At 67.5% G+C, this 18,414-nt stretch carries 18 protein-coding genes; 8 read left to right on the top strand and 10 right to left on the bottom strand.

Going from position 1 to position 18,414, the window contains the following annotated elements; all coding sequences use genetic code 11:
• Positions 1-272: 272 nt before the first annotated feature.
• Complete coding sequence (locus AB0F51_RS38620) at positions 273-602, bottom strand: L-rhamnose mutarotase (RefSeq protein WP_360288638.1); 330 nt, start codon at positions 600-602, stop codon at positions 273-275.
• Between the two features lie 135 nt (positions 603-737).
• On the opposite strand from AB0F51_RS38620, the gene AB0F51_RS38615 reads away from it, so the two are divergent.
• The 3 genes from AB0F51_RS38615 to AB0F51_RS38605 all read left to right on the top strand — a co-directional run bounded on the left by AB0F51_RS38615 (position 738) and on the right by AB0F51_RS38605 (position 4,538).
• The gene (locus AB0F51_RS38615; RefSeq protein ID WP_360288636.1) at positions 738-1,505 is read left to right on the top strand and encodes a VOC family protein; all 768 of its coding nucleotides are present in this window, start codon (positions 738-740) and stop codon (positions 1,503-1,505) included.
• A 213-nt stretch (positions 1,506-1,718) separates the two neighbouring features.
• Positions 1,719-3,626, top strand: coding sequence for a penicillin-binding transpeptidase domain-containing protein (locus AB0F51_RS38610; RefSeq protein ID WP_360288634.1), 1,908 nt, complete (start codon positions 1,719-1,721; stop codon positions 3,624-3,626).
• A gap of 6 nt (positions 3,627-3,632) precedes the next feature.
• A complete protein-coding gene (locus AB0F51_RS38605) occupies positions 3,633-4,538 on the top strand; it encodes an aminoglycoside phosphotransferase family protein (RefSeq protein WP_360288632.1) in 906 nt (301 codons plus the stop codon).
• Here AB0F51_RS38605 and AB0F51_RS38600 read toward each other — a convergent pair.
• Positions 4,528-6,246, bottom strand: a complete 1,719-nt coding sequence (locus AB0F51_RS38600; protein ID WP_360288630.1) for an AAA family ATPase — start codon at positions 6,244-6,246, stop codon at positions 4,528-4,530. The genes AB0F51_RS38605 and AB0F51_RS38600 overlap by 11 nt on opposite strands.
• A gap of 88 nt (positions 6,247-6,334) precedes the next feature.
• Between AB0F51_RS38600 and AB0F51_RS38595 the strand changes: the two genes are divergently transcribed.
• Positions 6,335-6,754, top strand: a complete 420-nt coding sequence (locus tag AB0F51_RS38595) for a nuclear transport factor 2 family protein (RefSeq protein ID WP_360288628.1) — start codon at positions 6,335-6,337, stop codon at positions 6,752-6,754.
• A 53-nt stretch (positions 6,755-6,807) separates the two neighbouring features.
• On the top strand, positions 6,808-7,137 hold the full coding sequence (locus AB0F51_RS38590; RefSeq protein ID WP_360288626.1) for a zf-TFIIB domain-containing protein: 330 nt from the start codon (positions 6,808-6,810) through the stop codon (positions 7,135-7,137).
• 14 nt (positions 7,138-7,151) lie between these two features.
• On the opposite strand, the gene AB0F51_RS38585 is transcribed toward AB0F51_RS38590, so the two are convergent.
• The 3 genes from AB0F51_RS38585 to AB0F51_RS38575 all read right to left on the bottom strand — a co-directional run bounded on the left by AB0F51_RS38585 (position 7,152) and on the right by AB0F51_RS38575 (position 10,430).
• Positions 7,152-7,565: a PaaI family thioesterase gene (locus AB0F51_RS38585; protein ID WP_360288624.1), complete on the bottom strand. Its 414-nt coding sequence runs from the start codon at positions 7,563-7,565 to the stop codon at positions 7,152-7,154.
• A 42-nt stretch (positions 7,566-7,607) separates the two neighbouring features.
• Positions 7,608-7,919 carry a WhiB family transcriptional regulator gene (locus AB0F51_RS38580; protein ID WP_360288622.1) on the bottom strand — a complete coding sequence of 104 codons (312 nt, stop codon included), beginning with the start codon at positions 7,917-7,919 and terminating at the stop codon, positions 7,608-7,610.
• Between the two features lie 126 nt (positions 7,920-8,045).
• On the bottom strand, positions 8,046-10,430 hold the full coding sequence (locus AB0F51_RS38575; protein ID WP_360288620.1) for an immune inhibitor A domain-containing protein: 2,385 nt from the start codon (positions 10,428-10,430) through the stop codon (positions 8,046-8,048).
• 181 nt (positions 10,431-10,611) lie between these two features.
• Here AB0F51_RS38575 and AB0F51_RS38570 point away from each other — a divergent pair, with 181 nt between their 5' ends.
• The 3 genes from AB0F51_RS38570 to AB0F51_RS38560 are packed head-to-tail and all read left to right on the top strand — an operon-like array spanning position 10,612 to position 12,813.
• Positions 10,612-11,088, top strand: coding sequence for a GNAT family N-acetyltransferase (locus AB0F51_RS38570; protein ID WP_360288618.1), 477 nt, complete (start codon positions 10,612-10,614; stop codon positions 11,086-11,088).
• A 22-nt stretch (positions 11,089-11,110) separates the two neighbouring features.
• Positions 11,111-12,166, top strand: a complete 1,056-nt coding sequence (locus tag AB0F51_RS38565; RefSeq protein ID WP_360288616.1) for a DNA polymerase IV — start codon at positions 11,111-11,113, stop codon at positions 12,164-12,166.
• A 32-nt stretch (positions 12,167-12,198) separates the two neighbouring features.
• Positions 12,199-12,813 (top strand): hypothetical protein, encoded by a 615-nt coding sequence (locus tag AB0F51_RS38560; RefSeq protein WP_360288614.1) that lies wholly within the window; start codon positions 12,199-12,201, stop codon positions 12,811-12,813.
• Between the two features lie 4 nt (positions 12,814-12,817).
• On the opposite strand, the gene AB0F51_RS38555 is transcribed toward AB0F51_RS38560, so the two are convergent.
• From AB0F51_RS38555 to AB0F51_RS38535, 5 genes are read right to left on the bottom strand one after another with little or no spacing between them, the layout of a single operon-like run.
• The gene (locus tag AB0F51_RS38555) at positions 12,818-13,663 is read right to left on the bottom strand and encodes an amidohydrolase family protein (protein ID WP_360288612.1); all 846 of its coding nucleotides are present in this window, start codon (positions 13,661-13,663) and stop codon (positions 12,818-12,820) included.
• A gap of 46 nt (positions 13,664-13,709) precedes the next feature.
• Positions 13,710-15,242, bottom strand: coding sequence for a sugar ABC transporter ATP-binding protein (locus AB0F51_RS38550; RefSeq protein ID WP_360288610.1), 1,533 nt, complete (start codon positions 15,240-15,242; stop codon positions 13,710-13,712).
• Positions 15,239-16,246: an ABC transporter permease gene (locus AB0F51_RS38545; protein WP_360288608.1), complete on the bottom strand. Its 1,008-nt coding sequence runs from the start codon at positions 16,244-16,246 to the stop codon at positions 15,239-15,241. Before AB0F51_RS38545 ends, AB0F51_RS38550 begins: the two co-directional genes overlap by 4 nt.
• Positions 16,243-17,328 (bottom strand): ABC transporter permease, encoded by a 1,086-nt coding sequence (locus AB0F51_RS38540; RefSeq protein ID WP_360288606.1) that lies wholly within the window; start codon positions 17,326-17,328, stop codon positions 16,243-16,245. The genes AB0F51_RS38545 and AB0F51_RS38540 overlap by 4 nt, the downstream gene beginning before the upstream one ends.
• Positions 17,325-18,413 carry a mandelate racemase/muconate lactonizing enzyme family protein gene (locus AB0F51_RS38535; RefSeq protein WP_360288604.1) on the bottom strand — a complete coding sequence of 363 codons (1,089 nt, stop codon included), beginning with the start codon at positions 18,411-18,413 and terminating at the stop codon, positions 17,325-17,327. The genes AB0F51_RS38540 and AB0F51_RS38535 overlap by 4 nt, the downstream gene beginning before the upstream one ends.
• Position 18,414: the final 1 nt, after the last annotated feature.

The raw sequence follows: 18,414 nt of genomic DNA, 5'->3' as shown, positions 1-18,414 counted from the left end.
CAAACCCGGTGGGGGGGTTTATGCGGGGGGGGGGTGGGTGCGACGGTGCGTAACGCTCCGCAGTTGGGGGCGGCGCGGCCCGCGCGGGGGGCAACCGCACCCCGAAGCCCACCCAACGCGCATCCCCTCAACCACCCCGCCTTCACCAAGCAGGCGACGAAGGAGCCCGCGCTACGTACCCAACGCAGGAGCACCCGCCCAGGGTGGGTGGGAGCGACCGAGCGGGACGCGACGCAGGAGCGGCCGGCGCCGGGCGCGTGGGCGGGCGCTTACTAGTCGGTTTGCTCGCTCATCGTCCAGACATGGCGAAGGGACTGGCCAGCCAACCCCTCCGGGTTCTGGGCGAAGCCTTCGACGTACTGGCTCATGTGTTCTTGCCAGCGCCGGTCCACCGGGTCGTTGGTGAGTTTTGCGACCGCGGCCTCGTAGTCGTCGCACTCGACCAGGTGGAACAGGTCGCGGCCGCTGCGCCAGATGCTCCAGTCGTGGATGCCGGCCTGGGTCATGACGGTGATCAGTTCGGGCCAGACCCGGGCGTGCTCGAGCTCGTAGGCCTCTTCGGTGCCGGGGATCAGCCGGCTGTGCAGTGCTAGACGGGTCACAATCGTGCAGGATACGCCGCGCAGTGACCGAACCGTTATCGGAACTCTTGGTGATCGTCTCGACGTGGCCGGTAGTCCCTGGCAGGTTGGGGGGCTGTTCTGGAGACCGCATTCCACGGAACACGGGAGGACCAGATGGTCGAGCAGAGCGTGCCCTGGCCGACCGGTACGCCGAACTGGGTGGATCTGGCTGCCGACGACACCGGCGCCGCCGCCGAGTTCTATGCCGGCCTGTTCGGCTGGGACTGCGAGTTGCAGGACCAGCGCGACTACTGGGTCTGCAGGCTGAACGGCAGCGATGTCGGCGGCATCGGCCACAAGCAGCCCGGCACCGAGCACCTCCCGAGCCGCTGGACCACCTACCTGGCGACCGACCACCTGGACCAGACTCTCGAAGCCGTCACGGCTCACGATGGCACGCAATTGATGGAACCGCGCGAGATCGAGTTCCACGGCCGGATGGCGATCGCCGCCGACCCGACCGGCGCCGTCTTCGGGCTCTGGCAGGCCGCCGACCACATCGGCACCGAGCGCACCACGGACCCCGGCACGCTGGTCTGGAGCGAGGCGCTGAGCGAGGACTACGAGACCGCCCGCCGCTTCTACACCTCCGTCTTCGGCTATCGCGCGGAGGAGATCGGCGGCTATGAGACGCAGTACGCCGCCCTGTACGCCGCCGACAAGCCCGTCGCGGGCGCTGGTCGCCTCCACCCCGACTTTCCGGCCGGTACGCCGTCGCACTGGCTCCCGTACTTCGCGGCTGACAGCACCGACCGGACCATCGACCAGGTCACCCGGACCGGCGGGAAACTCCTCGGCGAACCGCTGGACACTGACTTCGGCCGGCTGGCCGTGCTGGCCGACCCCGAGGGCGCCCGGTTCGCCGTGATCCAGCTCGGCTGAGCCGTCCGGACGGCCGATCCGCGCTGTAAATCAAGGCGATTCGCGCACGCAATCGTCGGTGACTTAGGCCTCGCACGCCAACTTCGAGGGCCGCTCCCGCGTCGTAGAAGTGTCCATGGCCTGCCAGGTGAGGATTTTCCCGCTCGTGGCAGGCTGGCCACACGCCGAAGACTGTTCCAGGTGTGTACCCGTCGCCGTGCGAGAGTTGAGAACGTGAAGCGAACTGCTGCCATCGTCTGTTTGAGTGCCGTCCTGATCACCGCTGGTTGTACCGACAGCAAGTCGGGCAGCGGGGGCAAGCCAGACCCCGACAACGAGAAGCAGGCCTCCGCCGAGGTGGTCAAGAACTTCGCCGCCGCCTGGGTGAAGGCCTGGGCGCCGAACGGCAAGCCGGACGAGGCGGCGGCGCTGACCGATACGCCGGCCACCTTCGGCAAGCGGCTCGACGAGGTCGACAGCGCGCTGGTGGCGCAGAGCGTCACCGTCACGCCACAGGGCGACCCGAAGTGCTCCGACGACAACAACTGCACCCAGGATCTCGCCGTCGAGGCCGTACTACGCGGCATCGGCACGATGAAGTGGACGAGTACGGCGTCCGCCGTGAAGACCGGGGACGCCTGGAAGATCAAGGCCTCCGGCGACACCATCTACCCGGGGCTGGGCGAGTCGAACTACCTCAAGCGGGTTCGCGCGTTGCCGGCCCGCGCCTCGATCCTGGATCGCAACGGCAAGGCGCTGACCGCGAACCGCCCGGTCGTCATCGTCGGGGTCGCCTCCGGCAAGGTGGCGACCGCGGCGACGTACGCGGCCTTCACCAGCAAGCTCCAGGTCGACGGGGCGAAGCTGAAGGCCCGCGCAGTCGCCGCTCCGGCCGGTCAGTTCGTTGACGCGATCACGATCCGCGCGGAGGAGTGGGAGGTACTGCGGCCGACCATGACCAAGCTGCCCGGCGTACTCACGATGGGCGGCACGCAGTCGCTCGCGGAGAGCCCGACGTTCGCCCGTTCGATCATCGGCACGATGAAGACGGCGACCGCCGACACCCTGAAGAACGCCGGCCCGAACGCGTCCGCGACCGACCAGGTCGGGACGACCGGTCTGCAGTACGCCTTCCAGCAGCAGCTCGCCGGTACGCCGGGTGGCACGGTCACGTTGCGCGACGGCAAGACCAAGCTGACGATCAAGACGGTCTTCTCCCAGAAGGGCCAAGCCGGTACGCCGGTGAAGACCAGCCTCGACCCCAACCTGCAGCACTTCGCCGAGGCCGCGCTGGCCACGAGCAAGTTGCCGGCCTCGCTGGTCGCGGTGCAGGCCTCGACCGGCCAGGTGCTGGCGGCCGCGAACGGACCGACCCCGACGAACTACAACCGCGCTTTCCAGGGCCGGTACGCCCCGGGCTCGACGTTCAAGATCGTCACCTCGGCCGCGTTGATCGGCAGCGGGCTGACCGCGAGCACGCAGCTGCCGTGCACGAACACGATCAACGTGTTCGGCAAGACCTTCAAGAACTACGACGGCCTGGCGCCGTACGGCAACGGCACGATGGAGCAGGCGCTCAACCAGTCCTGCAACACGGCCTTCATCTCCCAGCACGCCCGGTTGAAGGCCGACGGGATGACGAAGGCGGCGGCGATGTTCGGCATCGGGCAGGACCTGAAGATGGCGATCTCGGCGTACGGCGGTCAGGTGCCGGCGCCGAAGGACGACGTCGAAGAGGCGGCCTCGATGATCGGCCAGGGCACCGTGACGGCCAGCCCGCTCGCGATGGCGATGGTCGCCGCGACGGTCAAGCACGGTACTGCGCTGAAGCCGGTCCTCGTTCCTGGCAAGGACCCGGCCGGCCCCGCGGCCAGCCCGTTGCCCCCGGCAACCGCAAGCGCGCTCCAGGCGATGATGCGCACGACGGTGACGAAGGGAACGGCGAAGGGTCTGGCAGCCAACGGAGCAGTGGCCGCGAAGACCGGTACTGCCGAGGTAGTTGCCAACGGCAAGGTCATCACCAACGGCTGGATGGTCGGCTACCGGGGCGACGTGGCCTTCGCGGTCATCGTCGAAGGCGGAGTCTCCGGCGGTAAGGCGGCCGGCCCGATCGTGGCCAACTTCCTCAGCAAGTTCAAGTAGGTCGCTTTGCACGACGACCAAGTGGACGTGACGGCCGAAGTCGCTGCGACCTTGATCCAGGAACAGTTCCCGCAGTGGAGCGGCAAGGCGATCCGGCTGGTGGCGTCGACCGGGACGGTCAACGCCATCTTCCGGATCGGGGACGACCTCTCCGCGCGTTTCCCACTGCGGCTGACCGATGCCGCCGAGGCGCTGGCGTTTCTGGAGCAGGAAGCTGCGGCGAGCGCGGAACTGGCACAGGTGTCTCGGTTTCCTGTCCCGGAACCTGTCGCCTTGGGAAAGCCTGGAGCGGGTTACCCCATGCCGTGGTCGGTCCAGACGTGGCTACCGGGAACCATCGCCTTCGATGCCGACCCGAGTGGGTCGGACGCTTTCGCCGAAGACCTTGCGGCGTTCATCGCAGCCCTGCGGGCAGCCGACACGCGGGGGCGGCTTTTCGACGGCGAAGGTCGTGGCGGCGTTCTCACTGACCATGACGCTTGGATGGCGAAGTGCTTCGACGAGAGTGAAGGGCTGCTCGACGTACCGCGGCTGCGCGAGCTGTGGAGCCATTTCCGGGAGCTGCCCCGCACGGGTGCCGACGTGATGAGCCATCGGGACTTGATCCCCGGCAACGTACTGGTCGCGGGAGACCGGCTCAGCGGCGTACTCGACACCGGCGGCTTCGGCCCGGCCGACCCCGCGCTCGACCTGGTCAGCGCCTGGCACCTCTTGCAGCCAGGCCCGCGGGAGGTGTTCCGGCGGACCCTGGCCTGTGACGACCTGGAGTGGGAGCGCGGCAAGGCCTGGGCGTTCGAACAGGCAATGGGCCTCGTCTGGTACTACGTCAAAACCAACCCCACCATGAGCGCCCTGGGCCGCCAAACCCTCACCCGAATCCTCCACTCAATGAACCCAGCCACTAAAAACTAAGCACCTCAGCAACGGCGGCTTTCAGGTCGGGGGTGTCTAGGGTGGTTAGGGCCTCGTCGGTGGGGATGCCGGGGGAGTTGAAGATTCGTAGGTCGCGGTGTTTGGCGGCTGTTTCGATGATGGTGCGGATGAAGCGGGCGTTGCCGAGTTCGTCGATGCGGCCGTTGGCGGTGACCTGGTCGAGTACGCCGGTGAGGGCCGTCATCGCGTCGTCGGTGAGTTGGTCGCCGTGGCTGCTGACCAGGCGCAACGCGATCTCGCGGAGCTGGTCGGCGGTGTAGCGGGGGAAGTCGATCCGGGTGGAGAAGCGGCTGCGCAGGCCGGGGTTCGACTCCAGGAACTCCGCCATCGGCTCGGAGTAGCCCGCGACGATCACCACCAGCCGGTCGCGGTCGTCCTCCATCCGCTTCAGCAGCGTGTCGATCGCCTCGGTCCCGAAGTCGTTGCCGGTCTGCTTCTTGCGCAGCGCGTACGCCTCGTCGATGAACAGCACCCCGTCCAGCGCCGAGTCGACGACCTCGTTCGTCTTCACCGCGGTGTGGCCGATGAACTCGCCGACCAGCCCGGACCGATCGGTCTCGATCATCCGGTCGCCGGACAGCAACCCCAGCGCGCAGTACAGGCGAGCGACGACGCGGGCGACGGTCGTCTTGCCGGTGCCCGGTGGGCCCGCGAAGATCAGGTGGCCGCCGAGTCGCGGTGCCGGGAGACCACGTTCGGCGCGGATCAGGCCGGCCCGGACCTGGGCGGCGACCGCGGAGACCTGGCGCTTGACCTCCGCCATGCCGACGTTGCGGTCGAGCTCGTCGAGGATGCCTTGCACGGCTCCCCAGTCGGGCTGGCGCTGCAAGGACGGTTTGGCGGCGTCAGTACGACGTACCGGCGCGGGCTCCGGCTTCTTGATGCTCGGCGTGGGACGGGTTTCGAGCACGAGGTCGGAGTTGGCGAGTGCTTCGGCGACCTGGCGGTGCGCGTTGTTGCGCTCGTAGACCCACTCGAACTGCCGGATCGCGTTCTCCTCGCGGCCGGTACCGCGGTAGACGAAGCCCAGGTAGTACTCCGCGTCCACCTGGACGAGGGGGTTGACCTGTTGACCGGCCGCCCGGCGAAGCGTGGTCTCGGCCTCGCTCCACCGCTCGACCAGGGCCAGTCCCATCCCCAGCCGCAGCGTCGCCTCGGCACCGAGATGGCCGTCCTCCGGGACGTGGCGGAGCTCGGCGATCATCTTGTCGTACTGCTTGCGGAGCATCGCGACGGCGGACAGCAGGAAGTGTCGCGGGCCGTCCTCGATGATGTGGCCGGCCGCGGTCTCCGCACCGTCCACGTCGCCGGCGGTGCTCAGCCGGAAGGACTCGGCGTGCCAGACGTGGTCGGTGGTCTCGAGCGGGTTGGTGAACCACCAGCCGGCCTGGAAGGTTGAGCTCAACCGTCGCTTGTCCGCATCGCGTTCCTCGCCGAAGCGATCCATGCCGGCGACGATCCGGTCCAGCGCGGTGTCCGCGTCACCCCCGGCCGCGTGGAAACCGAGCCAGGCGTCCGTCATCCCCGGATCCAGCTCCAGCGCCCGGGTGAAGGTGTCGAGCGCGGCGGGTTTGTCCGGCGTACCGGCCTCTTCGCCTTTGCGGGCGAATCCGAGCTGCTTGGCCCCACGCACCCACAGACCGCGAGCCCGTCGCCGGGCCAGCAAACCCACGGACTGCTCAGCCATCGCTCTCCTCCAGCCGGAAATGACGCTCGCATCCTCTCATCGACCGGCGTCACCCAGAATTGTCGGCGCCGGTAGCTACGGTCACGACATGACCAGCACCGAGCAAAGCCGGGTGATCGCCCGCCAGTACTTCGAAACGATGGCCGCGCGCGACTGGGACTCCTTCGGCGCGCTGCTGGCCGAGGACGTCGTCTACGAGCTGCCACAGACGGCCGAGCGGGTCACCGGCCGGGATCGGCTGGTGCAGTTCAACCGGGAGTATCCGGGCGACTGGCGGATCGACGTCAGCCGATTGATTGTCGACGGCGAGACCGCGGCGGGCACGATGAACTTCACCGTAGGTGACGACGAGATGGTGGGCCTGGTCTACCTCGAGCTCACCGGCGGGCTGATCAGCCGGGTCACCGACTTCTGGCCGGAGCCGTACGACGCGCCGCCGGGGCGCGAGCACCTGATCGAACAGGGAGTTTCCGGGGTCGATCGGCTCAGCCGGCCGGGCGGATCCTAAGAAGTCGCTGAAGGCCCGGCATTCTGGGCTTTTCGTCACCTAGAGTTGCTCGAATGGAGACCCTGACCTGCCCCAAATGCCGAGGCGCGATGCGGACGTACGAGCGCAGCGGCGTCACTGTCGACCAGTGCACCGAGTGCCGTGGCATCTTCCTCGACCGCGGTGAGCTGGAAAAGCTGATCGACGCCGAGGTCGCCTTCAACGGACCGCAGCCGGTGCACCAGCAGGCCCCGGCGCCTGCACCGCAGCAGCCGCGGTACGAGGAGAAGCGGTACGACGACCGTCGCTACGACGACAAGCGCCACTACGACGACCGCAACCGCTACCAGCAGTACCCGCAGCGCAAGAAGAAGAAGTCCTTCCTCGACGAGCTGTTCGACTGAGCTGTCCGAACAGGTCAGCCGCGGACGGCGATCACCGTGCCCTGGGCGATTGCGCAGAGCGTGGCCTCGCCGTCCTCGCTGACGACGGACAGCTCGCAGGTACAGGTCGCCTGCCGGCCACCTGCATGCACGACCTTCGCCTCGGCACGCAGTACTGCGCCCGCGGCCGGACGCAGGTAGTTGATCGTGAACCCGCCGGTCAGCACCACCGGCCCGAGCGCCGTACCGCCGGCGAAGGTGATCGCGTTGTCCGCCGCGTAGCCGAGCACTCCGCCGTGCAGGTAGCCGTTCTGTTGCCGCAAGTCGTCCCGGACATCGAGCTCGAGCGTCGCTCCCCCGTCGCCGAAGGACGTCACGCGGGCGCCCAGAAGCACGCTGAACGGCTGTGATGCCAGGACCTTCTCGGCCAATTCCTGAGTCAGCTCCACCCGGCCAGACTAGCCAGCGCCGGGGCCCTGCCGCTGTAGGTGCTAGCGCCGCCGGCCGTGGAGAGCGGGTTCGCGTTCTTCTTCGGTGATGCCGCCCCACACGCCGTACATCTCGCCGACTCCGAGGGCGTGCTCGGCGCACTCGCGACGGACCGGGCAGGTGCCGCACAGCGACTTGGCGAGCAGTTCGCGGGCGTGTTTGCGCAGGCCGCGTTCGGATTCGGCAGCGAAGAACAGTTCGGGATTCACATCGCGGCAGGCGGCGTGGTCCTGCCATTCCCAGTTCTCGATCAGCGGGGAAGGCAGACCTTCCGGCGCCTTCGTGACCGCCCCGGCGGGCGGTTTGCGCCTCATCGGCCCACCTCGAGCTGCAACTTCTCCACCATCACAGACACCTCGTACCTGATCGGGTTCCGGACGGCTGTCTGCATAGCCGCCGGCACCCGACCTGGTACCCCGTCCTCAAACGCAGCGCAGTGGCTACTTCGAGACGACGATCCGCATCGACGTGCCCTGCTGGGTGACCACCCGGATCTTCACGCCCGCGTGCGGCACCTTGACGCCGTACGACGGGATCTTCGACGTCCAGAACTCCTGGCGGTCGTCGAAGGTCGAGACGCCATCGCCGCCCCGCACGTAGTTCTTCTTGCCGGCCACCGTCAGGCTGAACGAGTCGGACTTCTGCAGACCGAAGGTCGAGTCGTAGCTCTGGATCGTGCTGCGCCAGTAGGTGCCGTCGAGCCGGAACCGCGGCTGCGGGTTCGCGTCGATCGGCAGCCACTGCCCCTGGCCGGGGTGGACGGCGGTCTCGTTGTTCTTCTGCGAGGTGTCCCAGTACGAGACCAGCAGTCCGTCCTGGTACGGGAAGTGCTCGACCCAGTCCGGTCGCGGTGCCCCGACGAAGAAGTACGGGCCGTACTGCAGGTACCTGTTGAAGAAGCTGTAGGTGTAGTTCGACGCCAGGTAGTAGTGGTCGTACTCCTTCGTCACTGATTCGCCGACCGCGTCGAACCCGGTCGCGGTCCAGCCGTTGACCCCGCTCTCCGCGCCGTCGTCCAGCAGCGTCTTGCCGCCCGCGGTCAGCTTGATGTCATCGGCGAAGAACCCGAGCTCGTGCGCGGCCGCGTCCGTCGCGTAGCGGAACCGCAGCTCGATCGACTTCCCGGCGTACGCCGACAGATCGAACTTCGCCGGCTGCCAGCCCTTGCTGTCCCCGTCGATCCCGTTCGCCTCGGCGGCCTTGGTGATGGTGCCCGCGATCGCCTTCCAGCCCGACCCGTCGTTCACCTCGACGTACGCGTAGTCGCAGGCGTCCGTGCCGCAGTCCTCGATCTTCCAGTTGGCCTGGAAGTCGAGCGACGCCGTGCCCGCCGGCAGGATGACCTTGCGACTCAGCGTGTTCGTCAGCTTGTCGCCGGTGCCGCTCCACCACGACTTGGCCCCGGTGACCGGCTTGACCAGTTGCGTCGTGACCTTCTTCTTCGGCAGTACGACGACGACGCCCTGCGCCCGCTTCGAGTTGTACTCGTGCGGCCCGAGGTCGATCGTCCTGGTCTGGCCGGCCTTCACCGTCTCGTAGTCGAGCCAGCCGAGTTGCAGCTTGTCCCAGGTGCCGAGGTCCTGCGGCTTCTGCCCGATGCCGAGGTCACCCTTGGCGCCGGAGCGGGACTGCGCCATCACGCTCCACCAGTTGACCGGGTTCTGGCTGGGCTGTCCCGACGTGTCGTAGTGGTCCGGCAGGCCGAGGTCGTGCCCGTACTCGTGCGCGAAGACGCTCAGGCCGCCGTTCTCCGGCTGGACCGTGTAGTCGCCGATCCACAGCCCGGTGCTGCCGATCTGGGTACCGCCGAGCTTGTTCGCCGCCGGGCCGGTGGTGTTGTTGCCGAACGCGTACCAGCGGTGCGACCAGATCGCGTCCTCACCCTGGTGCGGGTCGCCATCGGCCTGGTCACCGCCGGAGTGCACGATCTGGAAGTGGTCGAGGTACCCGTCCGGCTCGTTGAAGTTGCCATCGGCATCGAAGTCGTAGCGGTCCCACTGGTCGTACGACGCCAGCGTGGACTTGATCTGAGCCGCCGTCTTGCCGGCCGCCTCCTGGCTCTTGACCCACTGCGCGACCGCGTCGCTGATCAGGTTCCAGGTGTTGCTGCAGGTGGTGTCGGCACACGGGAACCCGTTGCTCCGGCCGTACCGGGCCTCGTTGTAGGGGACCTTCACCCAGTCCGAGACCATGCCGTCGACGCTGTACCGGCCCGACGACTGCTTCTCGTAGTACGTCTTCACCGAGTCGCCCTTGCCGAAGTACAGCTGGCGGTAGTGCTCCGGTGAGTAGTCCGCCTGCCAGATGGTGGAGTTGTCGGTACTTCGGTCCGGCTGGGGGATCGCGTTGTGCAGCGGGCCGTCGAAGCTGGTCGGCCCCGCTGTCTTCGGGTCGGTGTCCTTGTCCGGGTAGTCCGGGTGCCGCTGGTTGCCGAACTCGGCGAGGATCACGAAGATCTTGTCGGTCTTCTCGCGCGCCAGCTCGACGTACTGGTCCTTGCGCTTGGCCAGCACCTTGTCCCGGGCGCTGGTCGCCGGGATCACCACCTCCTGGCCGACCTTGACCACCTTGCTGGTCCCGCGCTGCTCGACCTTCGCCGAGCCGTTCAGCACGTTCGCCAGGGCGCGTTCGCGCAGGTCGCGGCGCTTCTCCTCGAGGGCGTTGGGTAGTTCGTCCCGTCCGGCCTTGACCGCGGCCGGACCGCTGGGGGCGTCACCGTCGGCCGGCGAGGTGCCGGCCACCGATTGCGGTAGCTGGCCGAGCCCGGTCAGGACCGCGAGACTCAGGACTCCGATGGCCGTCGTACGTGCGGGGTCGAAGCGCACATTTCCTCCTGGGATTCACCCGGGCTGACGGCGCAGCGGCGGCCCTGCGCCGGACAGGAGCCGGTGGCAACTATCTGGCGTGAGGTTATCGCACCGAGGGTCACCGGACGGTGACACTGAGCGGTCAGGCGGCTCTCCGCAACTCGGGATGACGCGTTCGCGCGGGCGGTATCTTCCAGGCATGAGCAGTTCGAAGATGTCGCCGCCGGTGTCCCTGCGCCCCCTGACCCAGGCCGAGTTCGGTCCGTGGATCGCCCGGGCCGCCGAAGCGTTCGCGGCCGGGATGGGACCGGCCCGCGGACTCGATCCCGCCACCGCTCTGGAGACCGCTCACCAGGAGGTGGCCAAGCTGCTTCCCGACGGCCGGGACACCGAGAACCACCTCCTCTGGCTGGCCATCCACGACGGCGTACCGGTGGGCAGCCTGTGGATCAGCACCGAGAAGCCGATCCCGTTCATCTTCATGATCGAGGTGCTCGAGGAGCAGCGCGGCAAGGGGTACGGCCGGTCGATCATGCTGGCCGGCGAGGAGGAGTGCCGCCGCCGCGGCTGCGAGTACCTCTCCCTGAACGTCTTCGGCAACAACACCACCGCGATCTCCCTCTACGACTCCCTCGGCTACCAGGTGACCGCCCAGCAAATGCGCAAGCCACTCTGACGCTGTGTGGTACCTCTGAGGTATGAGCGAGTCAGCGGGCTGGTGGCTGCTGCACGTCGACATGGACCAGTTCCTGGCCGCCGTGGAGATCCGGCGGCGCCCCGAGCTGCGCGGGCTGCCGGTGGTGGTCGGCGGCTCGGGTGACCCGACCCAGGCACGGCAGGTGGTCGCCACCGCGTCGTACAAGGCTCGCGAGTTCGGGGTCCACTCGGGGATGCCGCTGCGCGCGGCTTTCAAGAAGTGTCCCGACGCGGTTTTTCTGCCGACCGACCCGGCGACGTACGACGCTGCGTCGGCTGAGGTGATGGACACGTTGCGCGAGTTCCCGGTGGTTGTCGAGGTGTGGGGCTGGGACGAGTGCTTCGTCGGGGCGAGGACGGATGATCCGGAGGCGCTGGCCGGTGAGTTGCGGGCCGCCGTCCTGGCGCGGACCGGGCTGTCGTGTTCGATCGGGATCGGTGACAACAAGGTGCGGGCCAAGCTCGCCACCAGCTTCGGCAAACGGGACAGCGGAAGCGGGGAGGGCGTGTACCGGCTGACCGCGGCCAACTGGGTCGAGGTGATGCACCACCGTCCGGTCCGTGAGCTGTGGGGTATCGGCAGCCGGATGTCGCAGAACCTCAACGAACTGGGCCTCTTCACCGTGGCGGACCTGGCGGCGGCCGATCTCGAGGTGCTGAAGAAACGCTTCGGGCCGAAGATGGGCACCTGGTACCTCGCTCTCGGTCGCGGCCTCGGCGACACCGAGGTCACCGACGTACCCCGCGAACCGGTGTCCCGCAGTCACGAGGAGACGTTCCCGACCGATCTGGCCGACCGCGCCGACATCGAACGCGAACTCCGCCGGATCGCCCTCACTGTCACGCGGGAGGTTGTCGACGAAGGGCGCAGCATCCAGCGGATCGCGGTGAAGCTGCGCTTCACCTCCTTCTACACCCCGATCAAGAGCCGCAAACTCCCGGAGATGACGCAGGACCCGGAGGTGGTCGCCACGGCTGCGTTGGTGCTGCTGGAGAAGTTCGAGCTGCGGCGGCCGGTGCGGCTGATCGGAGTACGGGTGGAGTTCCCCCGGCCGTGAACTTCTGCGGGATCTGAGGCATCCAACGGTGCATGCTCACCCGTGCAATCGCCGGTATCGGTCTGGCCGTCGCCGTACTCGCCACCGGCGGCCTGACCACAGCCGCCGTCGCCCGCTCGCAGCCCGATAGCGCGTGGAGCCCGGTCGCCGGGGCGCCTGCGCCGTTGCAGTATGAGCAGCGGAGCTGGGGTGACCCGAAGACCGAGCTCGGCATGGTCATCCAGGCGCCCAACGGCTGGAAGATGGTGAAGCTGTCCACCTTCGAGGTGAAGTTCACCAGCCCCGACGGGCAGCGGAACCTCCGCGTGAACGGCGCACCCAAGGACCAGCCGATCAAGACCGCTGCGGACGCCAAGTACGCGGTGGTGTCGTCCTCCACCCCGGCCTTCAAGCTCATCTCCCGCGAAGCCGGCACGACCCGCGCCACCAATCCCGCCTTCGCGGGGGTGGTCTTCCACCACCAGACGCTGACCTACACCTACACAGATCCGGCGCGCGGCCGTCGCCTGGTCGTCGACCGCTTCGTCTCGGCCGACGACCTCCCCCACACCCTCTTCGAAGTCAGCACCGGCGGCCGGCCGCAAGACGCTGCAGCCCTGACCGCGATCACCGCCAAAGCAACCGAGGACTTCATCCGCCTCCCGTGAACCGTCAGCTGAGCTTGTAGATTCGGCGAGCTGTGTCGCCGAAGATCTGTTGGCGCTCGGGTGGGGTGAGGGTGGCGGTGAGGGCTTCAGCTGCCTCGACCACCTCGGCGTACGAGGCGGCGAGCAGACAGACCGGCCAGTCGGAGCCGAACATGACCCGGTCTGGGCCGAAGGCATCCAGTACGACGTCGGCGTACGGCTGGAGGTCGGAGACTTTCCAGTCGGTCCAGGATGCTTCGGTCACCATGCCGGAGAGCTTGCAGGTGACGTTCGGCAGGGCTGCGAGTGCGCGCAGGTCGGACGCCCACGGCTCGAGGTCACCGCCGATCACCGGCTTCGAGATGTGGTCCACGACAAACGACAACTGCGGCAACGCCTGCGCCGTCTCCAACGCCGCGGGCAGATGCGGCGTCTTCGTCAGCAAGTCATAGACCAACCCAGCCTCGGCGACCGCCGCCAGTCCTGCTCGTACGTCGTCCCGGCACAACCACCGCGGATCAGGCTCGTCATGCACCTGATGCCGAATCCCCTTCAACCACTCCCCATCAGGCCGCGCCTGCAACTCGGCCAGCATCTCGCCCACATCAGCCGCGGTGAGATCCACCCACCCGACTACCCCAGCAACCAATTCATTGCCAGCAGCAACTTCCAGGAACTCCCGGGTCTCCGCCACCAGCCCCACGGTCTGCACCACCACCGTCGAGGTCACCCCCGCCTCAGCAGCCAGCGGCGCAAGATCCCCGATCGAGAAGCCCCGCCGAATCGGAGCCATCTCCTCCCCGACCATCCAGGACTGCTCCCGAACACTCAGATCCCACACGTGATGATGCGCATCAACCCGCCCACTCACACCCCGCTCCTCTCCCTCGAACCCAGCCGTCCGATCGCCGACGCCGTCATACGCCCGCCGGGGTTTCCGCGTGGATGAGGCGGATGACCTGCTGGCTCATCGTGTCGTAGTCGTGGGTGTTTTCCACTTCGCCGCGGACGCGGTGGTCTCGCATCACCACGACGCGGTCGGCCAGGGTGATCATCTCCGGGAGGTCGGAGGTGATCAGCAGGATCGCCAGGCCGTGCGCCGCCAGGTCCCAGATCAGCGTGTGGAAGGCGTCCTTGGTCCGGACGTCGATGCCGACCGTCGGCTCGTCGATGATCAGGATCTCGGTCTTCGCCGCCAGCCATTTCGCCAGCGACACCTTCTGCTGGTTGCCGCCCGACAACGTGCCGGCCAGCTGGTCCGGTGAGGCGATCCGGATCCCGAGCTGTTCGACGTACTCCGCGACCAGCGCGGACTCGGTCTTCTTCGGGACGTACGCCAACCCCGGAATCCGCCCGAGCCGCTTCAGCAACCGGTCCCAGACCGTCACGGCGATGTTGCGCCGCACCGACTGCTCCAGGAAGACGCCTTCTTCTTTCCGGTTCTCGGTGACGTAGCCGATCTTGTGGTTCTTCAGCGCGTCCCGCACGTTCCGGATCCGCACCACTTCACCTCGCACCCGTACTTCGCCGGCGGTGATCCGGTCGAGCCCGAGCAACGCCTTCGCCAGCTCACTCCGCCCAGCACCGACTAGCCCGTACAGCCCGACGATCTCCCCCGGCCGGACCGCGAGATCGACCTCCGCATGCCCGGAAGCAGTAGCAACACCGGACAGCTGCAGCAACGGCGCGGCATCCGCGACGGTCCGCGGTGGCAAGGTCAGCGCCTCATGCACTCGCCCGACCATCAGGTCGACCACCTGATCACGCGTGAGGTCCGCCAGCGCACCCGACTCGAGCACCGACGAGCCGTCCCGCAGTACGGTGACGGTGTCGCAGATCTGGAAGACCTCTTCGAGCTTGTGACTGACGAACAGCACCGACCGTCCGTCGTTCTTCAGCTTTTCGACCACCCGGAAGAGCCGCTCGGCCTCGTTCGGCGTGATGGAGGCTGTTGGCTCGTCGAGCAGCAGCACGCGGCTCTCCACCGACAACGCCTTGGCGATCTCGACCAGCTGCGCCTGCGCGACGGACAGCTCCGTCACCGGCAGATCCGGGTCGAGATCCAGGTCCAGCTCGGCCAGCCACCGGGTCGCCTCCGAGCGGATCCGGCCGCGATCGACCAGCCCACGAGAGGTCGGCAGCTTCTGGAGCAGGATGTTCTCCCCCACCGTGAAGCCCGGGATCAGGTTCCGCTCCTGGTGCACCACGCCGATCCCGGCCGAGGCCGACTCGTGCGGCGACCCGAAGTGCACCTCCTGGCCGTCCAGCCGCAAGGACCCACCGTCCGGCTTGTAGAGCCCCGTGATGACCTTGATCAACGTGGATTTGCCTGCACCGTTCTCACCCAGCAACGCGTGCACGGAACCCGCTTCGAGCTTCAGCGTCACCCCGTCGAGCGCGCGGACCCCGGGGAACAGCTTGTCGACCTCGAGCGCCTCGAACAACGTCATGACACACCCCCTGGAACCACGGCCGTATCGGGCGCCTTGACGACCGTACGACGCTCCTGCCGGCGCGTCCGGACCTGTCCGAGCACCACCGAGCCAAGCACAACCGTGCCAACCACGAAGTTGACCCAGCTCGGCTCGAGGGAGAACTCCGCGCGGGCCGTGTCGACGAAGCGCACGATGAACGCGGCCAGCACCGTGCCGAGCACGACCGCCGAACCGCCGGTCAGCAAGGCACCACCGATGATCGGTGCGGCGAAACTCGGCAGCAGCCAGTCGCCACCGATGCTCTTGTTCACCCCTGGCGACGACGCGACGGTCAAGATCGCCGCGACGCCGAGGATCGCGCCGGACAGCGTGTGCGCAATGATCACCGAGCGGTCGTTGGAGATCCCGGAAAGCCTTGCGGCGATGGGATTGCCACCCGAGGCGAGCAGTTGCCGGCCAGGCACCGTCCGGCGCAACATCACCGCCAGCAACCCGGCCACCACCAATGCGACCAGGAAGATCAACGGGAGCACCCCGAACACGGCGTACGAGCCGAAGCTCTTCACACTTTGTGGATAAGCGTCGACGGTGCGCGTGCCGACCAGGCGGTACTGCACGCCGAGCAAGACGGTCATCGTCGCCAGCGTGACGATGAAGCCGTTGATCCGGGTCAGCACGACGAGCAGGCCGTTCGCCAGGCCGGCGAGCGAGGCGAGCAGGAAGCCGATCAGCAGCGCGAGCGGCACCGGGACGCCGTGGTCGGCCATCAGCACGCCCATCGCGCACGCGGCGAAACCGCCGACGGCTCCGACGGCGAGGTTGAGTTGACCCACGGCTAAGACCACCATCTGAGCCAATCCGATCAGGACCGGCACCGCAAGGAACTGAAGCAGCACTCGCAGTGAATTCGCCTCGAGCAGATCACCGTGCGAAGCGATCACCAGACCGATGAAGAACACCACGCCGATGACCAGCAACGTCATCTCGGTCGTGCGAGCAAAACGCAGCGCGGACTTCATCGTTTTCGCACCCCCTGCCGGTCGGACAGCACCGTTCGGACCCGGTCGGTGGACAACGCGACGAGCAGGATCAGGCCGAGGTAGATGTTCAGGCTCTCCAGCCCGACGCCCAGCAGGTCAAGGCCCTTGCGGATCACGGTCGTCAAGGCAGTACCGAGCATCGTGCCCCAGACCGAGATGAACCCGCCGGCCAGCAGCGTCCCGCCGAGGATCGGTCCGAGGAACGACGGCAGCATGAATTCCTCACCGATGGTTGCCTTGATCGAACCGGTGCTCACCGCAAGCATGAACCCGGCCAGCGCCGCCAGACAGCCCGACATCGCGTGCGCGGTGATCACCCGGCGAGCCGTCGGAATCCCGGACAACTCGGCCGCTTTCACCGACGTACCGGTCATCAACAACTCACGGCCGAGCTTCGTACGGCTGTAGATCCAGCCGACCACGACCATCGCGACAACTGCGAAGAGAGCCAGTTGCGGTACTGCGGGCGACCCGCACAGGTTGCCGATGCAGACGTCGCCGAGCGAGTAGTTGCGCAGTTCACGCATCCCCGGCGGCTTGGTGACGAAGGCCGCGTTGTCGGTCAACCCGGTGTAGACGAGTGGGATCAGACCGAGCAGCAGGAAGTCGAGCGCGAGGGTTACTACAAAGGAGTTCACGCCAGTTCGAGCGATCACCCAACCGGCCAGCGCGCCGATCGCAGTACCGGCGATGAGGCCGACCAGCAGACCGGCGTACAGGCTGAAGTGCCAGAGGTCGTAGGAGATGCCGGTGATCATCATCGAGAACGCCGCCATCCGGCCGACGGCGAGGTTCATGTGGCCGATCGACAGCACGCACATCTGCGCCAGGCCGACGACCGTGAACATCGCGATATCGCGCAACAGCGGGAACACGACCAGCTGCTGGTTGAAGAACGCGGGGCGCAGTACGCCGAAGAGCGCACCCAACGCGACCACCAGGATCAGCAGGCCGATCCGCTGGTTCGCCCACCACGGAGTCCGGCCGCCGCGCGGCTGCTCGATCGGCGCGTCCGGCTCCTGCAGCGCGGCGGTGGCGGTCTCCGAGACAGGTGCGCTCATGACACCCGCCGGTCGTCGATCGCGTCGCGATCCCAGTCGATGCCCAGGCCCGGCTCGTCCGGTGCGACGGCATGGCCGTCGGCGATCTCCATCTCGGTCTTGGTGATCGCGCGCAACTGCGGAATGTGCTCGACGTACCGGCCGTTCGGTACTGCGGCCGTCAGGCTGACGTGGAGTTCCATCAGGAAATGCGGGCAGACCTCGAGGTTGAAGGTCTCGGCGAGATGCGCCACCTTCAGCCACGGGGTGATGCCGCCGACACGCGCGACGTCCACCTGGACGATGCCGGCCGCGCCGGCGGCGACGTACTCGCGGAACTGCGAGATGGAGTACATGGACTCGCCGACCGCGATCGGGATCGAGGTGGACTCGGCCAGCCGGACATGCCCGGTCAGATCGTCGGCCGGCAACGGCTCCTCGAACCAGCTCAGGTCGAGCGGCTCAAAAGCACGAGCCCGCCGCTTCGCCTCGGCGTACGTCATCGACTGATTGGCGTCGACCATGATGTCCAGCGCCGGGCCAACAGCATCCCGTACTGCGGTGAGCCGTTCGAGGTCCTCGTGAACCCGCGGCTTGCCCACCTTGAGTTTCACTCCCGGCCAACCGGCCTTCTGCGAGGCGAGCGCTCCCGCGACAAGCTGGTCGGTTGTCAGGTGCAACCAACCGCCCTCGGTGTCGTAGAGCGGTACGCGCCGGCGGAACCCACCGGCGAGCCGCCAGAGCGGTTCACCGGCCCGCCGGCAGCGCAGGTCCCACAGGGCGGTGTCGACCGAGGCGAGCGCAAGCGAGGTGATCGCGCCGACCGTGGTCGCCCGGGTGGAGGCGAACAGGTCGAACCAGATCGCCTCCACGTTGCGGGCATCCGCGCCGATCAGCTTCGGCAACAGGTGATCACGCAACATCGCCAGTACTGCGGTACCGCCGGTCCCGATCGTGTAGGAGTAGCCGAGTCCGGCGTACCCGTCGGCGGCCTCGAGTTCGACGAAAACCGTTTCCTGCTTGAGGAACGACTGGACCGCATCGGTCCGGACGGTCTCCACCTCGAGGTCGACGAGGAACGCCTCGGCGCGCGTGATGGTTGTCATG

This window comes from Kribbella sp. NPDC023855 (genome assembly GCF_040639475.1).
Classification (GTDB): Bacteria; Actinomycetota; Actinomycetes; order Propionibacteriales; family Kribbellaceae; genus Kribbella.
Note: the sequence above shows the minus strand (reverse complement) of the source record. Positions and strands in the feature narration are given on the sequence as shown.